Source organism: Urinicoccus timonensis, from assembly GCF_900232945.1.
In the GTDB taxonomy this organism is placed as follows: Bacteria; Bacillota; Clostridia; order Tissierellales; family Peptoniphilaceae; genus Urinicoccus; species Urinicoccus timonensis.
In genome coordinates this window covers 328442-351543 of sequence record NZ_OCTU01000001.1, presented here as the reverse complement: position 1 = coordinate 351543, position 23102 = coordinate 328442, and the positions used below count along the sequence as shown (strand labels likewise).

At 43.4% G+C, this 23102-nt stretch carries 22 protein-coding genes and 1 other annotated feature; of the genes, 17 read left to right on the top strand and 5 right to left on the bottom strand.

What is annotated here, in order from left to right:
• The first annotated feature begins 1 nt into the window (after position 1).
• The 11 genes from rpiB (at position 2) to CS898_RS01630 (ending at position 9793) form a co-directional block, all read left to right on the top strand.
• On the top strand, positions 2-460 hold the full coding sequence (gene rpiB / locus CS898_RS01680) for a ribose 5-phosphate isomerase B (RefSeq protein WP_009431620.1): 459 nt from the start codon (positions 2-4) through the stop codon (positions 458-460).
• Complete coding sequence (gene upp, locus CS898_RS01675; RefSeq protein WP_009432087.1) at positions 453-1082, top strand: uracil phosphoribosyltransferase; 630 nt, start codon at positions 453-455, stop codon at positions 1080-1082. Before rpiB ends, upp begins: the two co-directional genes overlap by 8 nt.
• Before the next feature lie 12 nt (positions 1083-1094).
• Entirely contained in the window at positions 1095-2123 is a 1029-nt protein-coding gene (locus CS898_RS01670) for a glycosyltransferase family 4 protein (protein ID WP_009430268.1), read from the top strand.
• Between the two features lie 11 nt (positions 2124-2134).
• Positions 2135-3241 (top strand): non-hydrolyzing UDP-N-acetylglucosamine 2-epimerase, encoded by a 1107-nt coding sequence (gene wecB, locus CS898_RS01665; RefSeq protein ID WP_009430867.1) that lies wholly within the window; start codon positions 2135-2137, stop codon positions 3239-3241.
• 32 nt (positions 3242-3273) lie between these two features.
• A complete protein-coding gene (locus CS898_RS01660) occupies positions 3274-3738 on the top strand; it encodes a GtrA family protein (RefSeq protein ID WP_099207882.1) in 465 nt (154 codons plus the stop codon).
• Between the two features lie 63 nt (positions 3739-3801).
• Positions 3802-4033 (top strand) — a binding site (T-box leader).
• A gap of 65 nt (positions 4034-4098) precedes the next feature.
• Complete coding sequence (locus tag CS898_RS01655; protein WP_099207881.1) at positions 4099-4599, top strand: tryptophan transporter; 501 nt, start codon at positions 4099-4101, stop codon at positions 4597-4599.
• A gap of 124 nt (positions 4600-4723) precedes the next feature.
• A complete protein-coding gene (locus tag CS898_RS01650) occupies positions 4724-5551 on the top strand; it encodes an energy-coupling factor transporter ATPase (protein WP_009430078.1) in 828 nt (275 codons plus the stop codon).
• Complete coding sequence (locus CS898_RS01645) at positions 5539-6399, top strand: energy-coupling factor transporter ATPase (protein ID WP_099207880.1); 861 nt, start codon at positions 5539-5541, stop codon at positions 6397-6399. Before CS898_RS01650 ends, CS898_RS01645 begins: the two co-directional genes overlap by 13 nt.
• Positions 6392-7192, top strand: coding sequence for an energy-coupling factor transporter transmembrane component T family protein (locus CS898_RS01640; RefSeq protein ID WP_009430967.1), 801 nt, complete (start codon positions 6392-6394; stop codon positions 7190-7192). Before CS898_RS01645 ends, CS898_RS01640 begins: the two co-directional genes overlap by 8 nt.
• Positions 7192-7929: a tRNA pseudouridine(38-40) synthase TruA gene (gene truA / locus CS898_RS01635; protein ID WP_099207879.1), complete on the top strand. Its 738-nt coding sequence runs from the start codon at positions 7192-7194 to the stop codon at positions 7927-7929. The genes CS898_RS01640 and truA overlap by 1 nt, the downstream gene beginning before the upstream one ends.
• Positions 7930-8020: 91 nt before the next feature.
• On the top strand, positions 8021-9793 hold the full coding sequence (locus CS898_RS01630) for a DUF4153 domain-containing protein (RefSeq protein WP_159459102.1): 1773 nt from the start codon (positions 8021-8023) through the stop codon (positions 9791-9793).
• 62 nt (positions 9794-9855) lie between these two features.
• Here the strand turns inward: CS898_RS01630 and CS898_RS01625 are convergent, their stop codons facing one another.
• The 5 genes from CS898_RS01625 to CS898_RS01605 all read right to left on the bottom strand — a co-directional run bounded on the left by CS898_RS01625 (position 9856) and on the right by CS898_RS01605 (position 13800).
• Complete coding sequence (locus tag CS898_RS01625; RefSeq protein ID WP_143614556.1) at positions 9856-10779, bottom strand: IS3 family transposase; 924 nt, start codon at positions 10777-10779, stop codon at positions 9856-9858.
• Complete coding sequence (locus tag CS898_RS01620) at positions 10713-11084, bottom strand: helix-turn-helix domain containing protein (protein WP_234975996.1); 372 nt, start codon at positions 11082-11084, stop codon at positions 10713-10715. Before CS898_RS01620 ends, CS898_RS01625 begins: the two co-directional genes overlap by 67 nt.
• Positions 11085-11555: 471 nt before the next feature.
• A complete protein-coding gene (locus CS898_RS01615; protein ID WP_009430895.1) occupies positions 11556-12308 on the bottom strand; it encodes an Mrp/NBP35 family ATP-binding protein in 753 nt (250 codons plus the stop codon).
• Positions 12309-12323: 15 nt separating this feature from the next.
• On the bottom strand, positions 12324-12998 hold the full coding sequence (locus tag CS898_RS01610; protein ID WP_099207876.1) for a hypothetical protein: 675 nt from the start codon (positions 12996-12998) through the stop codon (positions 12324-12326).
• Positions 12991-13800, bottom strand: coding sequence for a histidinol-phosphatase HisJ family protein (locus CS898_RS01605; protein ID WP_099207875.1), 810 nt, complete (start codon positions 13798-13800; stop codon positions 12991-12993). The genes CS898_RS01610 and CS898_RS01605 overlap by 8 nt, the downstream gene beginning before the upstream one ends.
• Before the next feature lie 174 nt (positions 13801-13974).
• On the opposite strand from CS898_RS01605, the gene CS898_RS01600 reads away from it, so the two are divergent.
• From CS898_RS01600 to CS898_RS01575, 6 genes are all read left to right on the top strand, one after another.
• Positions 13975-14532 (top strand): YtxH domain-containing protein, encoded by a 558-nt coding sequence (locus CS898_RS01600; RefSeq protein ID WP_099207874.1) that lies wholly within the window; start codon positions 13975-13977, stop codon positions 14530-14532.
• A 25-nt stretch (positions 14533-14557) separates the two neighbouring features.
• The gene (locus tag CS898_RS01595; RefSeq protein WP_009431276.1) at positions 14558-15043 is read left to right on the top strand and encodes a hypothetical protein; all 486 of its coding nucleotides are present in this window, start codon (positions 14558-14560) and stop codon (positions 15041-15043) included.
• A gap of 129 nt (positions 15044-15172) precedes the next feature.
• On the top strand, positions 15173-15718 hold the full coding sequence (locus tag CS898_RS01590; protein ID WP_099207872.1) for a GNAT family N-acetyltransferase: 546 nt from the start codon (positions 15173-15175) through the stop codon (positions 15716-15718).
• 47 nt (positions 15719-15765) lie between these two features.
• Positions 15766-16278, top strand: a complete 513-nt coding sequence (locus CS898_RS01585; protein WP_159459101.1) for a GNAT family N-acetyltransferase — start codon at positions 15766-15768, stop codon at positions 16276-16278.
• Positions 16279-16644: 366 nt separating this feature from the next.
• Positions 16645-20874, top strand: a complete 4230-nt coding sequence (locus CS898_RS01580) for a MucBP domain-containing protein (RefSeq protein ID WP_143614553.1) — start codon at positions 16645-16647, stop codon at positions 20872-20874.
• 56 nt (positions 20875-20930) lie between these two features.
• Positions 20931-23066, top strand: a complete 2136-nt coding sequence (locus CS898_RS01575) for an S-layer homology domain-containing protein (RefSeq protein ID WP_099207869.1) — start codon at positions 20931-20933, stop codon at positions 23064-23066.
• Positions 23067-23102 lie beyond the last annotated feature (36 nt).

The following is a 23102-nucleotide window of genomic DNA, read 5'->3' as shown; positions in this document are numbered from 1 at the left end:
AATGCAAATAGCTTGTGGAGCAGACCACGGTGGCGTGGACTTAAAAGACCAACTGGTGGCCTATTTAAAAGAAGAGGGATACCAGGTTTTGGACCTGGGGACCCATGGACATGAAAGTGTGGATTATCCTCAATACGGACAAGCAGTAGCTGAAAAGGTAGCCAAGAAGGAAGCAGACTTTGGCCTTTGTGTCTGTGGCAGCGGTATTGGGATTTCCATTGCAGCCAACAAGGTCAAGGGAGCCCGTTGTGTCCGGGCCCATGATCCCTATTCAGCGGAAATGAGCCGCCGACACAACAACTGCAATGTCATTGCCATGGGGGGCCGGTTTATTGGCTTAGATATGGCAAAAAAATGTCTGAAGGTTTTTTTGGAAACAGAATTTGAAGGAGGCCGCCACCAAAGACGGGTTGGCCAATTAGAAATAGAAGAAAAAGATAGGGGAGAAAGCCATGAGTAAACTCATTATTACAGACCATCCATTAATTCAACACAAGATCACCTTGATGCGAAAGACCGATACAACCAGTATGCAGTTCCGTCAATTGGCTACAGAAGTTGCTACCTTGATGGGGTATGAGGTCACCCGGACCCTGCAAACTAGGGAAATTGAAGTAGAAACCCCCATGGAAAAAACCACTGGAGTAGAAATTTCTGGGAAAAAGGTAGTTTTAGTCCCCATTTTAAGGGCAGGTTTGGGCATGGTAGACGGATTTTCCCAATTGATGCCTGGAGCCCGGGTGGGTCACATTGGTCTTTACCGGGATCCTGAAAGCTTAAAACCTGTGGAATACTATTGTAAGATGCCGGGAGAATTGAAAAATCGACAAGTCATCCTCCTAGACCCCATGTTGGCTACAGGAGGCAGCTTGACGGATGCAGCCACCCTCCTAAAGGAAAGGGGAGCCGACCACATCCAAGCCGTATGTTTGATTGGTGCCCCAGAAGGGGTAGAGGCCTTCCAAAAAGCCCATCCAGATATTGACCTCTACCTGGGCCACTTGGACCGGCAATTAAATGACCATGGCTATATCTTACCAGGCCTAGGAGATGCTGGGGACCGCTTGTTTGGTACCAAGTAAGAGATGGTAGATATGCTAACAATTAAGAGCTTTTTTCTAGCAGGGTTGGTGAGCTTTATCTTGACACCCTTTGTTCGGAGGCTCTGCTTGAAAATGGATTGGATGGATGTGCCCAAGGATGCCAGACGGGTCCACAAAAAGCCCATCCCCCGGATTGGGGGAATTGCCATCTACCTGGCTTTTTTACTGGGAATTCTGGTCTACTGTCCCCTGAACCGGGAATCCATTGGCCTTTTAGTAGGGGCCAGCGTCATCGTCCTATCGGGCTTTATTGACGACACCAAGGGATTGACCCCTCGGGGCAAGTTGATTTTTCAAGCTCTGGCAGCCCTTTGCCTGGTTTGGGGCGGGTCCTCCATTGAGTTTTTTACCAACCCCACCCCGGGTCATGAGTTGGTTTACCTGGGCTATTTAGGTATTCCCCTGACCATCTTTTGGGTGGCGGGAATTACCAACAGTATCAACCTCATAGACGGCTTAGACGGCCTGGCTTCGGGAGTCACCATGATTAGTGCCATCTCCCTTTTATTTATCGCCCAACGCTACCAACAAACCCAGGTGGTCATTGTGGCAGCGGTTTTGGCTGGAGCTTGCTTGGGATTTTTATTTTTCAACTTCAACCCAGCCTCGATTTTTATGGGGGATACGGGGGCCCTCTTACTGGGCTTTGTCCTAAGTTATATTTCCATTGAGGGGGTTATGAAGTCTGTGGCAGCCATTGCCATCTTCCTTCCTGTGATTATCCTAGGGGTGCCGATTTTTGACACCACCTTTGCCATGTTGCGTAGGGCCATTTCAGGCAGGGGAATTATGAGTGCTGACAAGGGCCACCTCCACCATAGGCTCTTAAACAAAGGCCTGTCTCAAAGAGAAACAGTGGCTGTCTTATACTTAATCAGCATCTTATTTGGGGTTTTGGCCAATATCGTCAGCCAGCTACCGGCCAAGGATGCCCTGACGGTTTGTGTAATTATTGTTGTTTTGGTTTTCTTGCTGGCCAGCCTTTTTGGCATGTTCAGTAACAAGGGAACCCAGGAATAGAGGAGGCTAGAATGAAAGTCTTAGTTGTCTTTGGAACCAGACCGGAAGCCATTAAAATGGCTCCTATTGTCAAGGAAATGCAAAAACGATCAGACTTTGACCCGGTCATTGCCGTAACGGGCCAGCACCGGGAAATGCTGGACCAGGTTTTGGAAATTTTTCAAATTCAACCGGATTATGATTTAAACATCTTCAAGGCCGGACAAAGTCTGACCTATATCACTACTGGGGCCCTGGAGGGCCTGGAGGGGATTATTAAAAAGGAAAGACCCGATTGTCTTTTAATCCAAGGGGATACCACTACGGTCTTTTCCGGAGCCTTGGCGGCCTTTTACCAAGAGGTCAAGGTGGGACATGTGGAAGCAGGTCTAAGGTCCAATAACCTCTATTCTCCCTATCCGGAAGAAGCCAACCGCCGCCTGGTTAGTGTCTTGAGCCACTGGCACTTTACCCCTACGGAAAAGAACCGAGACAACCTCTTAAGGGAAGGGGTAGACCCAAAAGGGATCTACCTGACGGGCAATACCGTTATTGATGCCTTAAAGTACACAGTCCAAAAGGACTACCAGTTTGAAGAAAGTCTTTTAAATGGTCTGGACTATGAAAATAAGAAGGTCATCCTCTTAACCACCCACCGGAGGGAAAACATCGGCCAGCCCATGAAGAATATCTTTTCAGCCATTCGCCGGATTGTGGATGAAAATCCCCAGGTGGAAGTGGTCTTTCCAAGACATAAAAACCCCAAGGTCCGGGAACTTTCAGACCCCTATTTCAAGGGCCATGACCGGATCCACTGTACAGAGCCCTTGGACTACCTACCCTTTACCAACCTTATGAGCCGGATCCACTTTGTGGTAACAGACTCGGGAGGAATCCAAGAAGAGGCTCCAGCTCTGGGAAAACCTGTCTTGGTGGTCCGTAGAGAAACTGAAAGACCAGAAGGTGTAGAAGCTGGAACAGCCCGCCTGGTGGGAACGGAAGAAGAAAGCCTCTACCAAGCCTGTCAAGAACTCTTGACCCAGCCGGAGGCCTATGAAGCCATGGCCAAGGCCGTCAACCCCTATGGGGACGGACAAGCAGCAAAAAAAATCTGCGACGCCCTGGTGGGAAAGCAATAGAAGATGGTCAATAAAGCCTGGGAGGAGGGACTATGCTTAAGTATTTGGATAAACTTGAAAAATACTTGGAAAGCTATCCCGGCCTCCACAGGCTTTTTTTAAGCCACAAGGTTTTTATCAAGTACTTTATCACGTCTTTTTTATCCCTGGCTTTTGAAATTGGCCTGGTCTACCTTCTCTATATCTATGGGGGAGTGGCCATATTTTGGAGCAATGTCTTGGGGATGACGGCAGACTTTATCTTTACTTACTTCTTTTCCAAGTATGTCTTTGATTCCACTTATGATAAAAGGGGCTTTTTTCTCTACCTGGGGACGTCCATTTTGGGCATGGCCCTAAATACCTGGATCCTCACTTGGAGTCTGGCCTATTTCAGGCCAAGCCTAGGGAAGAAAGTCGCCTTTTGGTTGGGAAAAATCTTGGCCACAGGGATTCCCTTTTTCCTGAAGTATTTTATCCGCAAGTATTACTTTTTCTTAAAGGGAAGAAAAACTTGATAAAAAGCTATTGACAAAAGAAGGGAAAGAAGATATATTAAGAGCAATTAAATAAAACTGCTGAAAAAAGTGTTGATTAGAAAATAGTAGCTATTGGTTTAGTTTTGTAGAGAGTCAAGGGTTGGTGAAACTTGATAAACGGTCGATAGTGAATGGGTCTATGAGTGCGAGGCGAATAAAAAGTAGCTGAGACGGTTCTCCCGTTATCGAGATAGGATATGAATGTATCCGATTGAGTTTCTATAGGAATATAGATAAGTAGGATGGCACCGCGAATATACCATTTGCTCCTAGGTTTGGGAGGCAGATGGTTTTTTTAATTTAAACACCTTTTTCACATGAAATGAAAAGGAGAAAAAAATGAAAACAAAAAATTTAAGTTTGGCAGCAGTATTATTAGCCCTTGGAACCATGTTGCACTTCTTGCCGGGATTTGTCTTTGGCATGAAGCCGGACTTTTTATTGGTGACCATGTTTATAGCCATTTGTCTCAATAAAAAACCCGGGTCCGTGGTGGCCATCTCCCTGTGTGCCGGAGCCCTGGCAGCCATTACAACAACCTTCCCCGGAGGACAAATTCCCTCCATCCTGGACAAGTTGGTATCGGGAATGACCTTTTATCTAATGGTTCAAGGGATGAAAAAACCCAGCTCTTTAATGATTGGAATCCTAACAGGAGTCAATACTGTGATTTCTGGTCTGGTCTTCTTATTGTCAGCCTTCTTTTTAGTCGGCCTTCCTGCTGGGGCAAGTCTGGGAGCCTTGGCCTTGGCTGTGGTCCTTCCAACAGCCCTGATCAGCACCTTTTTTGGGGGGCTTCTCTATAAACTTTTAGAAAGATTAAATGTGGCAAGAGCCTAAGAAAAGCGGTAGTCTACCGCTTTTTTCTATTATTTTCTTAAGTTTATCCTTAATTTTTCCTATTTATTTATTATAAAAGGAGAATGTGGTACACTTAGGAGTAGATAAATTTAGGAGAGATGAAATGATTGAATTAAAAGATGTGGTATTTTCCTATCCTCGAATCGGCGATGAGCCAAGTAAAAAGACCATCGACCATTTAACTTTCGAGGTTAAAAAGGGAGAGTTCGTTGCTATACTTGGCCATAACGGGAGCGGAAAGTCCACTTTAGCAAAATTATTGAATGGGTTACTTTTACCGGAATCCGGACAAGTAATCATCGAAGGTATGACCACATCCACGGAAGACGATTTATGGAAGATCCGGTCCAAGGCGGGCCTGGTTTTCCAAAATCCCGACAATCAAATTGTTGCCACCATTGTAGAAGAGGATGTGGCCTTTGGGGCGGAAAACCTAGGTGTCCCCAAGGAAGAGCTTAGACAGAGGGTGGACCGGGCCCTGGAAACAGTGGACATGCTGGACTACAAGCGCCATGCCCCCCACCTCTTGTCTGGAGGACAAAAGCAAAGGGTGGCCATTGCAGGCATCCTGGCCATGGAACCGGATATCGTGATTTTTGATGAGCCTACGGCCATGCTGGACCCCAAGGGGCGGAAGGAAGTTATTGACACTATTCAAAAACTCCATGCCCAAAAAAAGACCATCCTTTTGATTACCCACTTTATGGAAGAGGCGGCCCTGGCTGACCGTCTCATTGTCATGGAAAAGGGAAGGCTTGTTTTAGACGGCCACCCTAAAGAGGTTTTTTCTGAGGTTGAAGAAATGCAGCGCATAGGCCTGGACGTTCCTCAAGTGACGGAACTAGCCCACAGGTTAAAGCAGGATGGCTTTGCCATTGACGACAAGGTATTAACGGTAAAGGAGCTGGTTGACCAATTATGTCTATCTTAGAAGTAAAAAACCTATCCCACACCTACAGCCCCAATACCCCCTTTGCCAAGGAGGCCCTAAAGGACATTAACCTGTCTATTGACAAGGGAGATTTTGTGGGAATTGTAGGCCATACAGGGTCGGGAAAATCCACCCTGGTCCAATGTTTAAATGGATTGATCATCCCAACAGAAGGGGATGTCCTGGTGGATGGGGTTTCCCTGAAAAAAACTAAAAACCTCAAGGATATCCGGAAAAGGGTTGGGATGGTTTTTCAATATCCAGAATATCAACTTTTTGAAGAAACCGTGGCCAAGGACATTGCCTTTGGTCCCAAGAATCTAGGCCTGTCTTCAGAAGAGGTCAAGGAAAGGGTAGAAGAGGCCCTGGACCGGGTCCAATTAAGCCAAGACTTAAAAGACCGGTCTCCCTTCGAACTATCAGGAGGGCAAAAACGCCGGGTGGCCATTGCAGGCATCCTGGCCATGAAGCCCCATGTTTTGATTTTAGATGAGCCAACTGCTGGTCTGGACCCCCATGGTCGGGATGAAATTTTATCAGAAATTAACCATCTCTACCAACAAGGAGACATGACCATTTTTATGGTTAGCCATAGCATGGAAGAAGTGGCCAAGCTGGCTCAGAGGATGATCGTCATGAACCACGGCCAAGTGGCCATGGACGGGACTCCTCGAGAGCTCTTTGTCCAAGGGAAAAAGCTGGAAGAACTCAGCCTAACCACACCCCAAGTAACCAAGGTCATGGAAGAACTCAAGTCCAGGGGGGCCGATGTGGCGACAGATGCCATTACCTTGGATGAAGCCTATAGGGAAATTAAAAACTACCTAAAGGAGGTGGGCCATGCTTAAAGATATTACCATTGGCCAATACTATCCAGCGGATACACCAGTCCACAGGCTGGACCCCAGGATGAAGATTATCCTGGTCTTCCTCTATATTGTGGCCGTATTTTTCGTCAATGCCTACCTGCCCTTTGGTCTTTTGGCCCTCTATTTGCTTTTTGTCATTCGGACTTCTGAGATCCCTCTGGGTATGGTTTTAAGAGGATTAAAGCCCCTGCGCTTTATCTTGATTATTACCTTTGTCATCAACCTCTTTTTTACACCGGGGGAAAGTCTTTGGTCCTATGGATTTTTAAAGATTTCTCAGGAAGGGGTCCAACAGGCTGTATTTATGGCTATTCGCCTGGTCCTTCTAGTTGTGGGAACCAGCCTTTTAACCCTGACAACATCACCCATTGAACTCACAGACGGGCTTGAAAAACTCTTGAGTCCTCTAAAAGCAGTAGGACTACCAGCCCATGAACTGGCCATGATGATGACCATTGCCCTGCGCTTTATTCCTACCCTAATCGATGAAACCGATAAGATTATGAAGGCCCAAATGGCCCGGGGAGCTGATTTTGAATCCGGCAATGTCCTGAGTCGGGCCAAAAACCTGGTTCCTCTTTTGGTACCCTTGTTTGTCAACGCCCTACGTCGGGCGGAAGAACTGGCCAATGCCATGGAATCCAGGTGCTATCGAGGTGGCGACCACCGGACCAAGCTCAATGAATTGGAATTTCAATCCAGCGACTTTGTCATTACCGGGGTCAATGTTGCCTTTTTCGTCCTGGTTTCTGCCTACCGTTACCTAGTCTAATGGAAAGAAATCTTAAACTAACCCTGGCCTATGATGGGACCAACTACCACGGCTACCAGGACCAACCGGGATTAAAGACCGTAGAGGGCAAGGTCAAAGAGGCCCTGGAGGCCACCTTTTTACAGGAAATCGACCTGAAGTCTGCTGGCCGGACCGACAAGGGGGTCCATAGCCAGGGCCAGGTCGTCAACTTCAAGGTAGACACCAACATCGATTTGGGCAACCTGCCCCGGGTAGTGAATTTTAACCTTCCTCCAGATATTTCTGTCCTGGGAGTCCAAGTGGTGGACGATGACTTCCATGCCCGGTTTTCTGCCAAGGCCAAGCTCTACCGCTATGTCATCTACAACGGTCGCTACCGCAACCCCCTCTATGAAAACAGGGCTTGTTTTGTCCATTTTCCTTTGGATGAAAAGAAGATGGAGAAGGCCCTAAAAGACCTACCAGGTCTTAGGGATTATGGGGTTTTTATGGGCCGGCATGCAGTGGTCAAGGATACCTACCGTAAGCTCTATTGGGTGGATGTCAAAAGAAAGAAGGACTTAATTGTCATCCACTTTTACGGGAAGAGTTTTTTAAAAAATATGATTCGTCGAATTATGGGCACCAGCATAGAAATTGGCCGGGGGCTCAAGGACACCGACACCTTAAAAAAGGCTCTGGAAAGCCAGGACAAGGCCTATTTAGGCCCCACGGCTCCGGCAGAGGGTTTGTATTTGATGCGGGTGGACTATTAGTCTTAAAAGTGACAAAGTATTTACAGTTGGGTCCAAAAACTAGGCAAGGGCTAGAAAACAAGGTATAATGGAAAAAGAAAAGGAGGTAACCATGAAATTATTACAATCAGTTACCAACCAACTAAAAAACACCCGGGTGAGCTTTCAGCGCTTTCCCCTTTCCATGGTCTGTGCCATTTTATTTGCCATAAGCACCATTTATATAAACCATATGGACAAGGGCCCGGTAACCATTACATCAAGTTTTTCCTCAGCCTTTGCCATGGTTATGGTCTTGGGGGTCTTCCTTTTTTTAGCAACTGACCTTATTAGGGACAGTTATGAGGCCAGCTGGATCAAAAGTCACGACAGCTTTAGGATTGTTCTTTATATTTTAGACCTAGCGATTTTAATCAGTATGTATGTGACCATTAAACCGGCTATAGTCAATTCTTCAGATAATTCCATCTGGTATATCTATTTTGGGGTCTTAGTTGCCACTATTGTGGCCTGTACCTTCCTGGGTCGCCTACATAGTTCGGAAAAGTTTGAACAATATGTGGGGCGGATCTTTAAAAGTGAAGTCATTGCCCTGGTCTATTCCATGGTCCTTTATGGGGGCTTGTCGGCAGTTTTATTTGCCATTGTTCATCTTTTGGGCATTGGCCTCTATGATGCCATTTATGTAGACCTTTTGATTCTTATTTTTGGGCCTTTCCAAGCTGGGGTCTTTTTGGCTGGTTTTCCCAAAAACCTATCCAATGAACCCAGTACTCAAGGGACTCCTTTCAAGGTTTTGATTCAAAAGCTTTTGACCCCTCTCTTAATTGTCTATACGGTCATTCTCTACTTATATTTTATTAAGATGTTTATCAACCAGGAGATTCCCTCTAACTTGATTCGCAATCTCTTTATCTGGTATGGAATTGTCTCTGTGGGATGTTTGTTTTTCCACTCCGATTACCAGGAAGACACTATTAGCCGAGCCATGCTGCGCTTTTATCCAGCCATGGTCATCCCCAGTATTTTGGTTTATTTTTATGCCCTGGTCTTGAGAATCCAAGATGTGGGCTTTACAGAATCCAGGTACCTGGGTCTGGTCTTTGGAGGCTATGTCCTTATCTGCCTGGTTTACTTTATCTGGCGGAAGGGACGGGACAATCGGGTTCTTCCAATGATCTTGGTTATTCTTTTGCTTTTGGGAACCATTGGGCCCCAGGGCATGGTGGCTGTCAGTCGTCGGAGCCAGGAAAAAAGGCTAGAAGGCTATCTTTTGAAAAATGACATGCTGAAAAATGGGAAGATTGTTGCCAAGTCCAACATCAAGGAAGAGGACAAGGCCCAAATTAGTTCCATTAGTAGCTATCTTGTAAATAATTACGGCATAAAGGACCTTAGGTACTTTCCCAAGGACTTTAACATGAGTCGTTTTGAAGAGGTCTTTGGCTTTGGCCAAGTCTCTGAAAAAGAAACATGGAATGAAGCCACCAAGCCAGGATTATCCTACTTTGCCTTTGACCAACAAGAAGCCCTGGATATCCAAGGCTTTAATAAGTACTATGTCCTCCACTACAGCAATTCTGATACATCCAATGATGGAGACTACCGGTACTTTACTGTAAAGGGCGACAATGGCGACTTGCTTATCTATAAAAAAGATAGGACCATGAGCCAGGAATTTATCCGGATACCTGTCAATGAAATCTTTAAAAAGGCTGAGGCCCTACAAAGTACTGGGTCTGTAACCAGCCCCAATGAATTTTCCTTTGAAGGAAAGTCTCTGGGTCAAAGATATCGCCTGGTGATTTCAGAGCTATCTACTGATGCCAGCCAGCAAGACTACTACATCGGCATGATTCTCTTAACCCAAGACAATGATGAATAAGGACTAAAAAAACCGGGAGAGATTGACCTGAACCCGTAAACACGGAACAATTTAATAATATTTTAAGCGGAATGTAATCTGTACATAACAGGGGACATTCCGTTTAATTTTGTTTTAATCCTATCCTCATTGTACCATTTAATATATTTTTCAATATCATTTATCAAATGTTCATAACTTTTAAAATCTTCCCCATAAAACATTTCCTGTTTCAAGATTCCAAAGAAGTTCTCCATTGGAGAATTGTCTAGACAATTGCCTTTTCTTGACATACTTTGTGTAATATTCATTTTTTCTAGTTTATTAGTCCAAGAGCTATGTTGATAATGGAATCCTTGGTCCGAGTGTATAGTTAAATCTTTAATGTCTCTATTTTTTTCTAATGCTTTTTCTAGCATTGTATTTGTTAATTCTATTGTTGGGTGATAACCTAGCGTATAGCTTATTATTTCACTGTTGTATAGGTCTAATATTGGTGATAGGTATAGTTTTTTTTCTTCACCTTTTATTCTAAATTCTGTTACGTCTGTTAACCATAATTGGTTTGGTTTACTTGCTTTAAATTGTCTATTTACAACATTATTTGCAACCTTTCCTATTTGCCCTTTGTATGATGAATATTTTCTTGATCTAGTTTTAAATTTGGTGCATAGCAAAAATTCTTCTCTCATTATTTTTAAAACTCTTTTATGGTTGACATTAAGCCCTTTATTTTGTAATACTTGAGTCACCCTTCTGTAGCCATATCTACCTTTTGATTCTTCAACTATGCTTGTAATTTCCCTTCTAATTTCTTTGTCTTTATCTACTGGATTTTCTAATTTTATTTTCCATTCGTAGTAGGATGATTTTGGTAACTCAGCTATTTCTAGCCATTCACTTATCTTGCTTTTTGGATATTCTTTTATTAACTTGAGGATTATCTTTGTCTTTTCCTTGCTTCTGCTTCCTCTTCCAGTAGCAAGGCTTGTAGCTTTTTTTCGTATATTATCTTCATTTTGAGAAGTCTATTTTCTTCTCTTAATCTTATTAATTCTTCTCTTTCACTTTCGTTTATTGGAGTATTAAGTTTAGACTTTTTATTTGATTTAGTCATATCTTTACTAGGCCTTCCTCTGTTATCTTCTAACCCAGAAAGACCACGCTCTTGATAAGTTTTCTCCCACCTGTATATTATGGATTCATTTACAAGGTTGAAATGCTCTGCAGTCTCTCTAAGCGAAGTATTCTTGATTTGCCTATATTGTATTACAGATAACTTAAATTCACTAGTGTNCTTCTTTGGTCCCATCAGGTGTATCAGGCCATTTCCCTTGCCTATACAACTGTATGCACTCTTTTTTGAACTCATAGCTATATTTCACAAAAATACCCTCCTTACTGGTTTGTCCAGTAAAGAGGGTACATATCAGGATAGGCGGATTTTTTTATTTAAAGATGGATATTTTTCGGATGGTCTGTAGGGGCGGCCCTGTGCCGCCCGTTCTGCAAACCCGATTTTGTTTATATAGGAGAGAATATTTATTTCATTGGATCCCTAAATCAATAAATTCTGATTAACAATGAGGGCCATGAACAGGCCAGCCCCTACATGGATTTTCTGGATATTGGTGTTGTTTCCTATATTTATATTGTTTGATTATTAATACGGGCGACACGAGGTCGCCCCTACAAGGTAACGGATGGTCTGTAGGGGCGGCCCTGTGCCGCCTAATCTGCAAATCTGAGCCATCTCCTACAATTAGCTTGGCGACAATAAATTTTAATCCAAAGACAGGGCAAACAAGTCCAGATCGGCTAGGTCGATGGATTCCACCAGACCCTGGTCGACTTTTTGGGCGAAGTCGGGATTGATGGGGAGCTGGAGGTGTTTTTCAATGCCATAGCGCTGGGCCAGGTCTTGGACCTTGCTGGGACCGTAAATTTCTGTTTTTTCTCCACAATGGGGGCAGGTGAAATAGGACATGTTTTCCACCAAGCCCAAAATGGGGATATTCATTAGGTCGGCCATATGGGCTGATTTTTCTACGATTAATTCTACCAGGTCTTGAGGGGTGGTAACTAGGACCAGGCCATCCACCGGCAGGGATTGAAAAACGGTCAGGGCCACATCTCCAGTACCTGGAGGCATATCCACCAAAAGAAAGTCCAAGTCTCCCCAGGAGACATTTTCGTAAAAGTCCCGAATGGCCTTGCTGATAATGGGAGCCCGCCAAAGGACGGGGCTGGCCGGGTCTTCTAAAATTAAATTGACACTCATGACCTGGATCCCTCCCTTGGACTCACGGGGGATGAGGTTGACTCCATCACTAGTGGCATGGTCTGTAATGCCAAAAGCCTTAGGGATGGAGGGACCGGTAATGTCGGCATCTAAAATACCCACCCGGTAGCCTTGCTTTTTTAGGGAAGAGGCTAAAAGGCAAGAAACCAGGCTCTTGCCCACCCCGCCCTTGCCACTTAGAACAGCAATGACTTTTCGGATGGAGGATTGGTCGTTGGTTTTTAATTTTTCCATGGAAATTCCTTCTTTCTACAACAAAATATAGTCTCCCTTGGGACTTAGGTAGGGGGTGCCGAGTTTTTCAAAGATGACCTGTCCAGTCTTGTCCCGGACCTGGAAGTGGTTATAGTAGCGGTAGTCTAGGCCTTCCAGCTCTTCTTCATGCCAGGCAGATCCGTAGAAAAACTCGCCGTCAAAATACTCCAGGCTCTCATTGTCTTTTAGGGAAAAAGAACTTTCAAAGGGATAGAGAAGATGAAAGATTTGGCCTTCTTCCCGGTCTTCTAGGGCATAAAAAGTCAGGTCTGGGCCCAGGAGACCGTAAAAGAGTTTTAAATCCTTTCCCAAGTCCAGCTGGCAGATCTCTTTTTCTTGACCAGTTTCTGGGTCAAGGCTATAGATAGAGGCCTGGAAGGATCCCAGGTCTAGGCGAAAAAAGGCCAAAAGGCCCTTAAAAAAATAGGCTGGGGAGTAAAAGATATTGGCCTGGGCTTCTTTTCTTAAAATCCAGGTCAAGGTGTCAAAGTCGAAAATATCCAGGCTGTTTCCCGGGACCTGTCCTCGACTTTGGAAATCTTCAAAAAAGTCGTATTGGGTGGAAAAGGCAGGTTTATTTTCATATCCATACCGGCTGGTGCCCTGAATTTTTTCCAAATAGCCCCCTTGGGCCTGGGATATTTCTTGAAAAAAGATTTTGTCAGTCAAGGGAAAACTCCTTTTTAAAATCGCCATTTTTAAAGGCAAAGACTTCTTTAAAACCAGCATCTCTTAATTGTTGGATGGCTTGACGGCTATAGGAGGCCAGGTCTTGGGCCATATGGGCATCGGACCCAATGGTGATGATTCGTCCCCCCAGGGCATGGTATCTTTCCAAGATCCAGGGTTTTGGGTGACCATAGCCCAGGCCCTTACGAAAGCCCCCAGTATTTAATTCAATCCCCCGACCGGACCGGATGATTTCCTTAAGGACCTCTTCAATAACCGGGGCAAAGGCCCGGTCATCCAGGGGTTGGGGATGGCCTTGGGCAAAGGAAACATAACGGTCAATATAGTCGATGTGGCCCAGGACATGGAAGAAGTCGTAGACTTTGACGCAGTCCAGCATGGCTTCATAATAGAGCCGGTAGGCTTCCTCCAAGGTCCGGCCTGGGAAGAACTCTCCACTGCCAATGTCTTGGAGGTCCACCGAGTGGACACTGCCAATGATAAAGTCAAAGGGGTACTTGGACATTTCTTCCCGGTTCTTGTCCACCATTTGGGGGATCATGCCCAGTTCTACCCCGATTTGGATGTCCAGTTGAGGATATTTTTCCCGGTAGGAGGGAAGGCTGTCAAAGTAGGCATCCTTGTCAAAAGTAAACAAGTTCCTGTCTGGGTCTGGAAAGGGGTCCAGGTGGTCAGTAATAGCTATAGAGCTCAGACCCAGGTTACAAGCCCTGGTAAAAATATTGTCTAAATCTTCCTTGGAATCTGCTGAAAATTTTGAATGAATATGGTAGTCAATCATAGAAGCCTCCAATCTATCTTCATTATACTCTACTTGTCTTTATTTTACACAAAGTCTGGGAAGAAGAGGGAAAAGTTTTTGTTAAGATTGAGAAAAAGTGATTGAAGTTTTTACTTGAGGGGTATGATTAAGTTAACAGGAAATTCCTATAGAAAGAATATGGAGGAGAAAAAAATGAGTTTATTTGATTTATTTGAAGACAGAAGAAGAGAATATGAAAGAAAAAAAAGATTAGATACAGCTAGTAAGGTAGCCTTAGGGTCCATCCTTGGTGCTGCTGCAGGAATCCTATTTGCTCCAAAGAGTGGAGAAGAAACCAGAGCAGAAATTTCTGAAAAATCCAAAGAATTGGCTCAAAAGGGTTCAGAAGTAGCAAGAGATACAGCAGAGACTGTTCAATTTAGAGCCTATGAAGCTGGCGAAGCTGTAAAAAATACCTATGAAGACTTAAAACTTAAGGCAGCCTTGAAAAAAGAAGACCTAAAAGATGACGTTGAAATTGCCAAGGCAAAAGCCAATGCTATTGGAGAAATCGTTAGAGACAGTGGAACTGAAATTAAAGGCGAATTAAAAGATGTTGGCGAAGAAGTTAAAGACGCTGCCAAAGAAGTAGGCAAAGAAGCCAAAGAATCTGCCAAAGAAGTGAAAGATGAAGCAGAAAAATCAGCAAAAAAAATTGGCGATGAAGTAGAAAAATCCAGCAAAAAAATCGAAAAGGAAGCAAAGAACTAAGAAATAGAAGAGGTGGATTTTGGAAATGACCATAACGCTTAGTGATTTACTTCAAATTATTTTATACTTGGCAGGAGCTGCAGCCTTAATTTACCTGGCCCTTGTCTTGAAAAATGTATTTAAAATCACTGGCAAGATTAAAAATGTACTAGAAGAAAACGAAGTAGCCATTAACGATACAGTAAAGAGACTCCCCTCCATTAGCAATAATGTGGACAAGATCTCAACAGATGCTGCATCCATTACTGGAGAAGTCAATGGCCTAGTCACAAACATCAAACCGGAAGTTGAAAGACTTTCTGGTACCATTGGTAAGGTGACGGACACAGTAGACGACTTGACAGGACGGGTAGATGCAACCTCCCTACAAGTACAAAACACCTTGACAGATATTTCAGGCAGTATTTCAGATACAGCCAAGACCATTTCTGTCAATGCCAATAATGTCATCGATTACTTCTATATTTTAAGAGAAGTCATCGAGGCCTTAAAGGATGTTTTTCTAAAATAAAAAGTTTGAGACTCGGTAAAAAGGCCGGGTCTCTTTTTTATCCCAAGAACCACGGTGGAGGGAAAAATTTCTGGGTAAAGGACTTCTGCTTTGGGTAAAAAAATAAGAGAAATAAAAAGGAAGTGGATTATGGAAAAAGCTTATGAATACGTCGACCAATTTGACGATTTTGTTTTAAGAAAACTAGACGATTATGATGACTTGAAAATCTACCGTTTTAAGGACTTTGACCTTCAAAGAGTCCGGGAACTTTTAAAGTTTAACCAAGAGGCCTTTGGTCCAGATGCCATTGACAAGTTTGCTGCCATCTTTCAAATCTACTATGGCAATATTTTTGTCTTGAAAGAGCACAGGAATGATGCAAAAATATTGGGCATCGCAAACTTCAGCCGGGCCTGGGACGAAAACAAGCTGGCCTATCTTTCAGACTATGCCATTGCAGAAGAAGCCCGGGGCCAATCCATTGGTAAGGAATTTTTAGGGATTGTCCTGGAAGACATCAAAAACCAAGGCTTTCAAAGGGTCCAATTGACAGTAGACCCCGACAACGAGCCAGCCTTGGCCCTCTATGAGTCCTTGGGCTTTAAAAAAGATAAGTTTGTGGAAAAACTATATGGTCCCGGAGAAGACCGCTATATCATGGACCTAGACCTGGACCAATTGCAAAGAGACTAAATTTAAGGGCAGGAACTTTCCTGCCCTGGTTTATTAAGGAGGACAACTTGCAAGACTTGACCATAAGACAGGCCCGGCCCCAAGATGGGGAGAACCTTCTGGCCTTTTTAAAAAAGATAGGAGGAGAAACAGACAACCTCTCCTTTGGACAAGAAGGCCTCCCCCTGTCCATCCAAGAAGAAGAGGCCTATATCCAGTCCATGGCAGACCAGGCCGGGGCCCTTATTTGCCTGGCCTTCAACCAGCAAGACCTAGTGGGTAGCGTCAGCCTCAACCCCCTGCCAGGGAGGATGGGCCATCGAGCAGAAATCAGCCTGAGTGTTTTAAAAGGCTATTGGGGCCAGGGCCTGGGTAGCCGACTCTTAGAAAAAACCCTTGCCTATGCCCGGGACCAGGGCCTGGAATTTATCGACCTGGACGTGGCTGCAGACAATACAAGAGCCATCCGGTTCTATGAAAAATTCGCCTTTAAAAAAATTGCCCGACTGGAAGACTACTTTAAAATCCACGGAAACTACAAAGACTTCTACCGGATGACCCTGGATTTGAGATTAAAATAGGAAGGGCAAGGAGAAAAGGCAAAAAGTTACCTTAAATAGCCCAAAATCAAGAAAAAGCATGGAAAAATGTTCATTTATTTGATAAAATATAGGCATAAAATAAGTGTAAAGGGTTGACAAGCCATGAATGCCTTCAATACAATCCTCAGACAGACAGACAGACAGACAGACAGACAGACAGACAGACAGACAGACTAAGTCTGTCTTATTGTGGTGGACCTTTTCAAATAGGCAAGATAAACTATCTTTCCGATAGTTTGTCCTGCCTATTTTTATTTTAAGCGAGAAACCAGCAGAGAGGAAATCAACATACGGTTTATGCAAGCAGGAAGCTAGCATTTTTTGGCGGAAAAGAAAGGAGAAAAAATGGAAAAGCGGATGAAATTCAGGTCAAGCTGGATCTTTTTTGTGGTCCTAGGCCTGGTCCTGGTCTTGGGTAAGACCAATGTTTTTGCCCAGGCAACCAGTGTCAGTGACTTTAATGGGCTAAAAAAAGCCATATCCGATGGTGTGGAGAATATAACCATAAGCCAGGATATCACAGTGACAAAAAGTCTAGAGATTCAAAAGAATGTAACTATTTCTGGATCCAAGCTAATCTTGGGGGATAGTTTTACCTCGGACCAAATGTTTAAGGTGGGCAAGGATGTAAGCCTGACCCTAAAAAACATTACTTTAGATGGAAACCAAAAGGGGAGACTGATCTATTCCAATGGAGGAATAATAAGTTTAACTAATGGGAAGATACAAAATGGATTCCCAGGTAACCAGGCAGAGGAAAACCCCGGAGGAGGAATCTTTTTACGGGGTGGCTCGTTAACAGCTACAGATACCGAATTCACAGGCAACAAACCTGGAACTAGAGAAGATCTTCCGGCTGGCAAGGGCGATAAAAATGGTGGCGCCATTTATTCTGGAAGCGAAGAGACAGATATTACCATCACTGGCGGAAGCTTTGAAAACAATGAAGTAAAAGCATATGGCCACGGTGCGGCGATTTATCAAGAAAATGGTAGCTTAACTGTTAATGGAACAAGCTTTAAGAATAATAAAGGCCATGTTGAAGGCGGTAATGCCGGGACGCAAGGGGCATGTATCCATACGAGAGACAAAGTAAAAGCTACAATTTCCGGTGTAAATGCTGAAATTGCAAAAGGATTTAACACCGGCGGCTTTTTAAGATCACTGGGAAGCACAGTAAAAGTAAATAAGTCTACTTTTACAATAGCTAATCAAGGCGATGGCTATGGATACAGTGGCGGTGTATTCTGTTTCCAAAACGGCACTAGTGAAGTTAAAGGATCTACTTTTACATGCACTGACTCAAAATTATATCACGCGGGCGGCTTTATAGATATAGTTGGCACTGGCGCTCATGTTATTGATGGTAATAAAATGACAGGTGCTGGAATGGATGAACATAAATTTAAGGCGATAGCTTCTTTTGGTGGAGCTATAAGCGTTGAAGAAGGCGCAAATGCAACAGTTACTATTACGAACAATACAATAACAGATACATCTGCTTCTGATACTGGTGGAGCGATTGCAATCGGAACACATAAAGGTAAAAGCACACCATCAACAGTGACTATGAGCGGAAACACAATTACAAATCCCGGCACATATTATTATGGAGGCCAATATGGTGGAGGAGTATTTGTAGCTCCTGATGCCACAGTTACTATGTCAAAAGACACTATTAAAGATGCAAAATCTTCATATGGTGGAGGCGTTTACAACGAAGGTAAATTAACTATAAGTGGTGGATCATCACTAACAGGTGGTGTCGGTTCAAAACTCGGTGGAGAAATCTATAATAACGGCGACTTAACTATAGACGATGCAACAATCACAGGTAACTTTGTAGGTGGAGCAGCTTGGCAACAATATGCAAGCCACGGCAAAAACTTTGAACTTGGCGGAACAAATATCTACGCTGAAAAAGATGTAACTATAACACCAAAGGCAAATATAACAACTGGCAAAGATGTAAGAGTTTTAGACGGACAATCCAAAATACTTTTAACAGGACCATTAACAAAAGAAATAGATGTCTCCATAAGTGAAGTTGCCGGAGGCAATGAAAAGGCAAAGAGAAAAGTCGGCTATGTTATAGCAGAAGGAAAAGATGACTATAAAGCGACGAAAGCCGATGCAAATTTCTTGCATTATATAGGCAGAACGAATAAAGAAGACGCTAGTCACTATTCAAACCAACCACGAGCTGCATATGCAGATGACAAAAGCACCGGTGAATGGGACTTTGTCCTTGATAAAGACAATAAAAAGGTAGTTCTTGGTCAAAGAGTTAAGCTAATTTATCATGGCAATCTGGGCAAAATCGGCACAGAAGATAAAAAAGAAAAAACGGTCGACGTTTATAAGAATCCGAAATTTTGGGAAGGCCAATTAGAAGAATACAAAGTAACCGATCCGGAATTAGAAGGAAGTAGCTTTATGGGTTGGTATTTCTGGAAAGATGGCGCGAGTGCCGGAGATACTGATGACTCAATTCAAAATATAAAAATACCGGATGATTTAAGAGAAAAATTATTTGATTTCTCAAGAGTAAATTTCCAAAACAATGTAAAAGAGGCTGATCAAATAATTACTCCAAATATTATCCACACTTACGCTGGCTGGTCTCAAAATGTAAGTATACCGGTTTTAAAAGTATGGGTAGACGCTAAAGATAATGAAAAAACTGATGTAACTGTAACATTAAAGGGGGGAGATGAGGAAAAGACTCTTACTTTAACAAAAGCGGAAAATTACTATGGCCAATTTGAAGATCTTCCGGTATTTACAAAATCATACGAGAATAATAAAGAAAAGAATATGAACTTAAAGTTCACTCCTAAGACATATAGCGTTGAAGAAACACCAATAGATGGATTTACTACAAGTTATTCACCTCAAAGTATGATAGCAAATCAAGTGGCGGAAGTAAGTCAATTTGTAGTTACTAATACAAAAGTAAAAACAGGAAGCGTCTATGTAAAATATGAAAAAGAAGACGGGACAGAGTTAGAAGCAAAAAGTGTTGTAAAAAAAGATGCACCGATAGGCGAATCCTACACGACAACACAAAAAGCATTTGAAGGTTACGAATTCTCTAAAATGAAAGATGGATCGGCACCGGCAAACGGAACCGTAGCAGAAGGCGAACTCCACGTCACTTACGTTTACAAAGTAAAAGAGCAACCGAAGCCCAAAACAGGAAGCGTCTATGTAAAATATGAAAAAGAAGACGGGACAGAGTTAGAAGCAAAAAGTGTTGTAAAAAAAGATGCACCGATAGGCGAATCCTATACAACAACACAAAAAGCATTTGAAGGTTACGAATTCTCTAAAATGAAAGACGGATCGGCACCGGCAAACGGAACCGTAGCAGAAGGCGAACTCCACGTCACTTACGTTTACAAAGTAAAAGAGCAACCGAAACCCAAAACTGGGAATGTCTTCGTAAAATATGAAAAAGAAGATGGAACAGAGATAGAAGCAGAAAGCGTTGTAAAAAAAGATGCGCCGGTAGGCGAATCCTACACGACAACACAAAAATCATTTGAAGGTTATGAATTCTCTAAAATGAAAGAGGGATCGGCACCAGCAAACGGAACCGTAATAGAAGGCGACCTTCATGTCATCTATGTATACAAGGTAAAAGAACAACCAGAACCCCCTGTCCAAGAAAGCACAACCAACTACTTGGACCAAGAGGGCAAGAAGATTAGTCCCTCAGACAAGGGAACTCAAAAACCCAAGGACATTCCTGGCTATGAATTTATCAGAACAGAAAAACCATCGGATAAAGTAACCAACCACATCTACAAAAAGATTGTCAAGGACGGGCCACCAAAGATTACTTTTTGGGCCTATCCAACAGAGCCTGAACCAGTGTCTGACAAGGGACTTTTAAACAAGGAAGACCACAAGGCCTACATGTTTGGCTATGATGATGGCAACTTCGGCCCCGAAGACAATATGACCCGGGAAGAAGTGACAGCCATGTTTGCAAGACTCTTAAAAGACTATCCCAGAGACCGTCGCAGCTACCAAATGCCTTATTCCGATGTGTCCAAGAAAAATTGGTCCTACGAAGCCATTGGCTTTATGACAGAAAAAGGCATGGTCAAGGGTTACCAAGACGGAAGCTTCCGTCCCAAGGCGCCCGTGACCCGGGCAGAATTTGCCGCCATGGCCTCCCGCTTTGACCGCCTGATGGGTGGCCAAGACCGGGGCTTTAAAGATGTCAAGTCTAGCCACTGGGCCTTTGAAGCCATCAATTCAGCAGCAGCCAAGGGTTGGGTCAAGGGCTATCCCGACGGGACCTTTAAGCCCGACCAAAAAATCACCCGGTCGGAAGTCGTGTCCATTACCAATATCATGCTGGACCGCTATGCCGACAAGGACTTTGTTCGTAAAAATATCCAGGACATGATCTACTTTAAAGACCTGACCGAAGCCAACTGGGCCTACTTCCCCATTATGGAAGCAACCCATGGCCACGACTACACTAGGAAGGCCTTACAAGAAGAAAATTGGATCCGTCTCAACGGGGAAGAATTTCGCTTTCCCCTTCTATATAGGAAATAAAAAGAGGACCTAGGCCGGAGAAACCCGGCCCGGGACCTGAAAAGAAAGGAAAAAATATGAAAAGACTATTAAGCATCTTTTTGGCAGCAGTCATGCTGCTGGGTGTCATGCCCTGGCAGGTATTTGCTGAGGGGGAACCTAATGTGACACTTTTTGGTCAATGGGTAAATGAATCAACTACAAAAGAAGACACGCCAAAACACTATGAACTTACAGATAAGATAGGTTATGAATTGTATAACAGTGGTTTATTAAGAGGAAAAGCAAAGCAATTCTTAGGCTGGTCTGATAAGGCTCCTGTAGCTAATGGAGTATTAGCAGACGGTGCAAAATTGTTCTCACCTGAAGATACAATTGCAGATGTATTTGGAAGCTCTATACCAAAAGATGCTAAAATTTATGCTGTTTATTATGAAATAAATAAACCTTATGGAGATCCATTGCCTAAAAGTCCATTTGCTTTAGCAGTTCCAGGTCAATTAGCTACTGAAATTACAGATAGAATAAATGCTAACAAGGTAATGATTGATGAGAGTTTAAAAGCTGATGATATTTTGAAGGGTACTGATAACTACAGTGCTGATGGTGTCATCATTGACAAGTACAAAAAAACAGATGACGATAAGACAATTAACGAAGTAGTGTTAAACTCTGAGCTTGAGATGGACTGGGTAGCTGCCATGCTTGCATATAAAAATATAGCGGGAAGTAATCAGATATTACCAATTTTAAGTCGTGATTATGGAGAAAGATTTAAAAATAATGACTTTTCAACTGATGATGGCAAAGCTGCTGGCTATACTCATGTTGACTTAAACATGGACTTTGGAGAAGATGAAGGACTTGTAGTTCCAGACCAATTATTCTTAGAATTTAAAAGTTACTCATGGAGACCACTTTATGCCTTTGGTATTAAAGAGGACGGAACAAAAGATGTATTGAATGGATTGGATGACTATAAAGCTTCAGTAAGTAACAGTGATCCAAGAACGAAATTCAGTGTTAATACTAAGTATAAAGCTGCAGATGGTAAGGATAAAAATTATAGAAAGATTACCATCAGAGTAATATTGAGGCAATGGGATCCAAATGATAAGAATACGGATCGTGGTTTTACAGGAGAAAGAATTCCAGAGTATTCTATCCCAAAGGGACCTCAAGGAACTGTAGCAAGTGAAATTTTATCCAATATGACCTTAAGAGTTTTAGGCTCTGCTGATGGGATTGATAATCAAAATATCGTCAGAATAACAGATGCAAGAGCAAAAGAACTTGCTGATAGTGAAGGAAAAGAAAGTATCACTATAACAGGATCTATTAAGGGATATATGCTTTCATCATTAGGTACACAGCAAGCTGGGAAATTCAAATTTACACTAAAATCTGATGCGGAAATTGATGAAAGTAAGGCGAATGACCTTAAATTATCCTACGTTTACAAGAAAGAAGAACCCAAACCAAACCCCACACCAGACTCCAATATGGCTCCAAAAATTAGCTTCTTTGTCCTTCCAGAAGAGGAAGAAAAAGACACCAGACCCAGGGAAGACCACCTGGCCTATATCTTTGGTTATGTGGACAAGACGGTTCGACCAGAAGGAACCCTAACCCGGGCCGAAGCAGCAGCCATGGTAACCCGGCTTGGAAAGTTAGACCTTTCCGATACCTCCAAGGCAGACTATCCTGACCTTAGGGACAAGGCCTGGTACCTAGGTAACATCAATGCAGCCCTAAGGGCCGGCATGTTGGATACGGATGAAAAGGGAAATTTACGGCCCGACCAACCAGTAACCCGGGCTGAATTTATCAAGATGGTGGCAGCCATTGACAAGGCCGGGGAAGGCAAGGCACCCTTTACGGACATTGCTGGTCACAAGTATGAAAAAGAAATCAACCAAGTTTATAGCAACAAGCGGATTGCCGGCTATAAGGACGGAACCTTTAAACCAGATGCCTTCTTGAGCCGGGCCGAAGCAGCAGCCTTCTTAAACCGGGTCTTTAACCGGGTGGCAGACGATGTGGCCATCCAAGGCTTTGAAGGGTCTATTAAGAAGTTTACTGACCTGGACATCAAGTCCTGGTGCTATTACGAATTGGTGGAAGCCACCAACAGCCATGAATTGGTTCGAAGAAGTGGTAAGGATGCCATGGATCGGACTTTTGAAGACTGGACCCGTCTTTTAAACCAATAAGACTAAAAAACCTGTCGGGAATGATGTGTACCCATA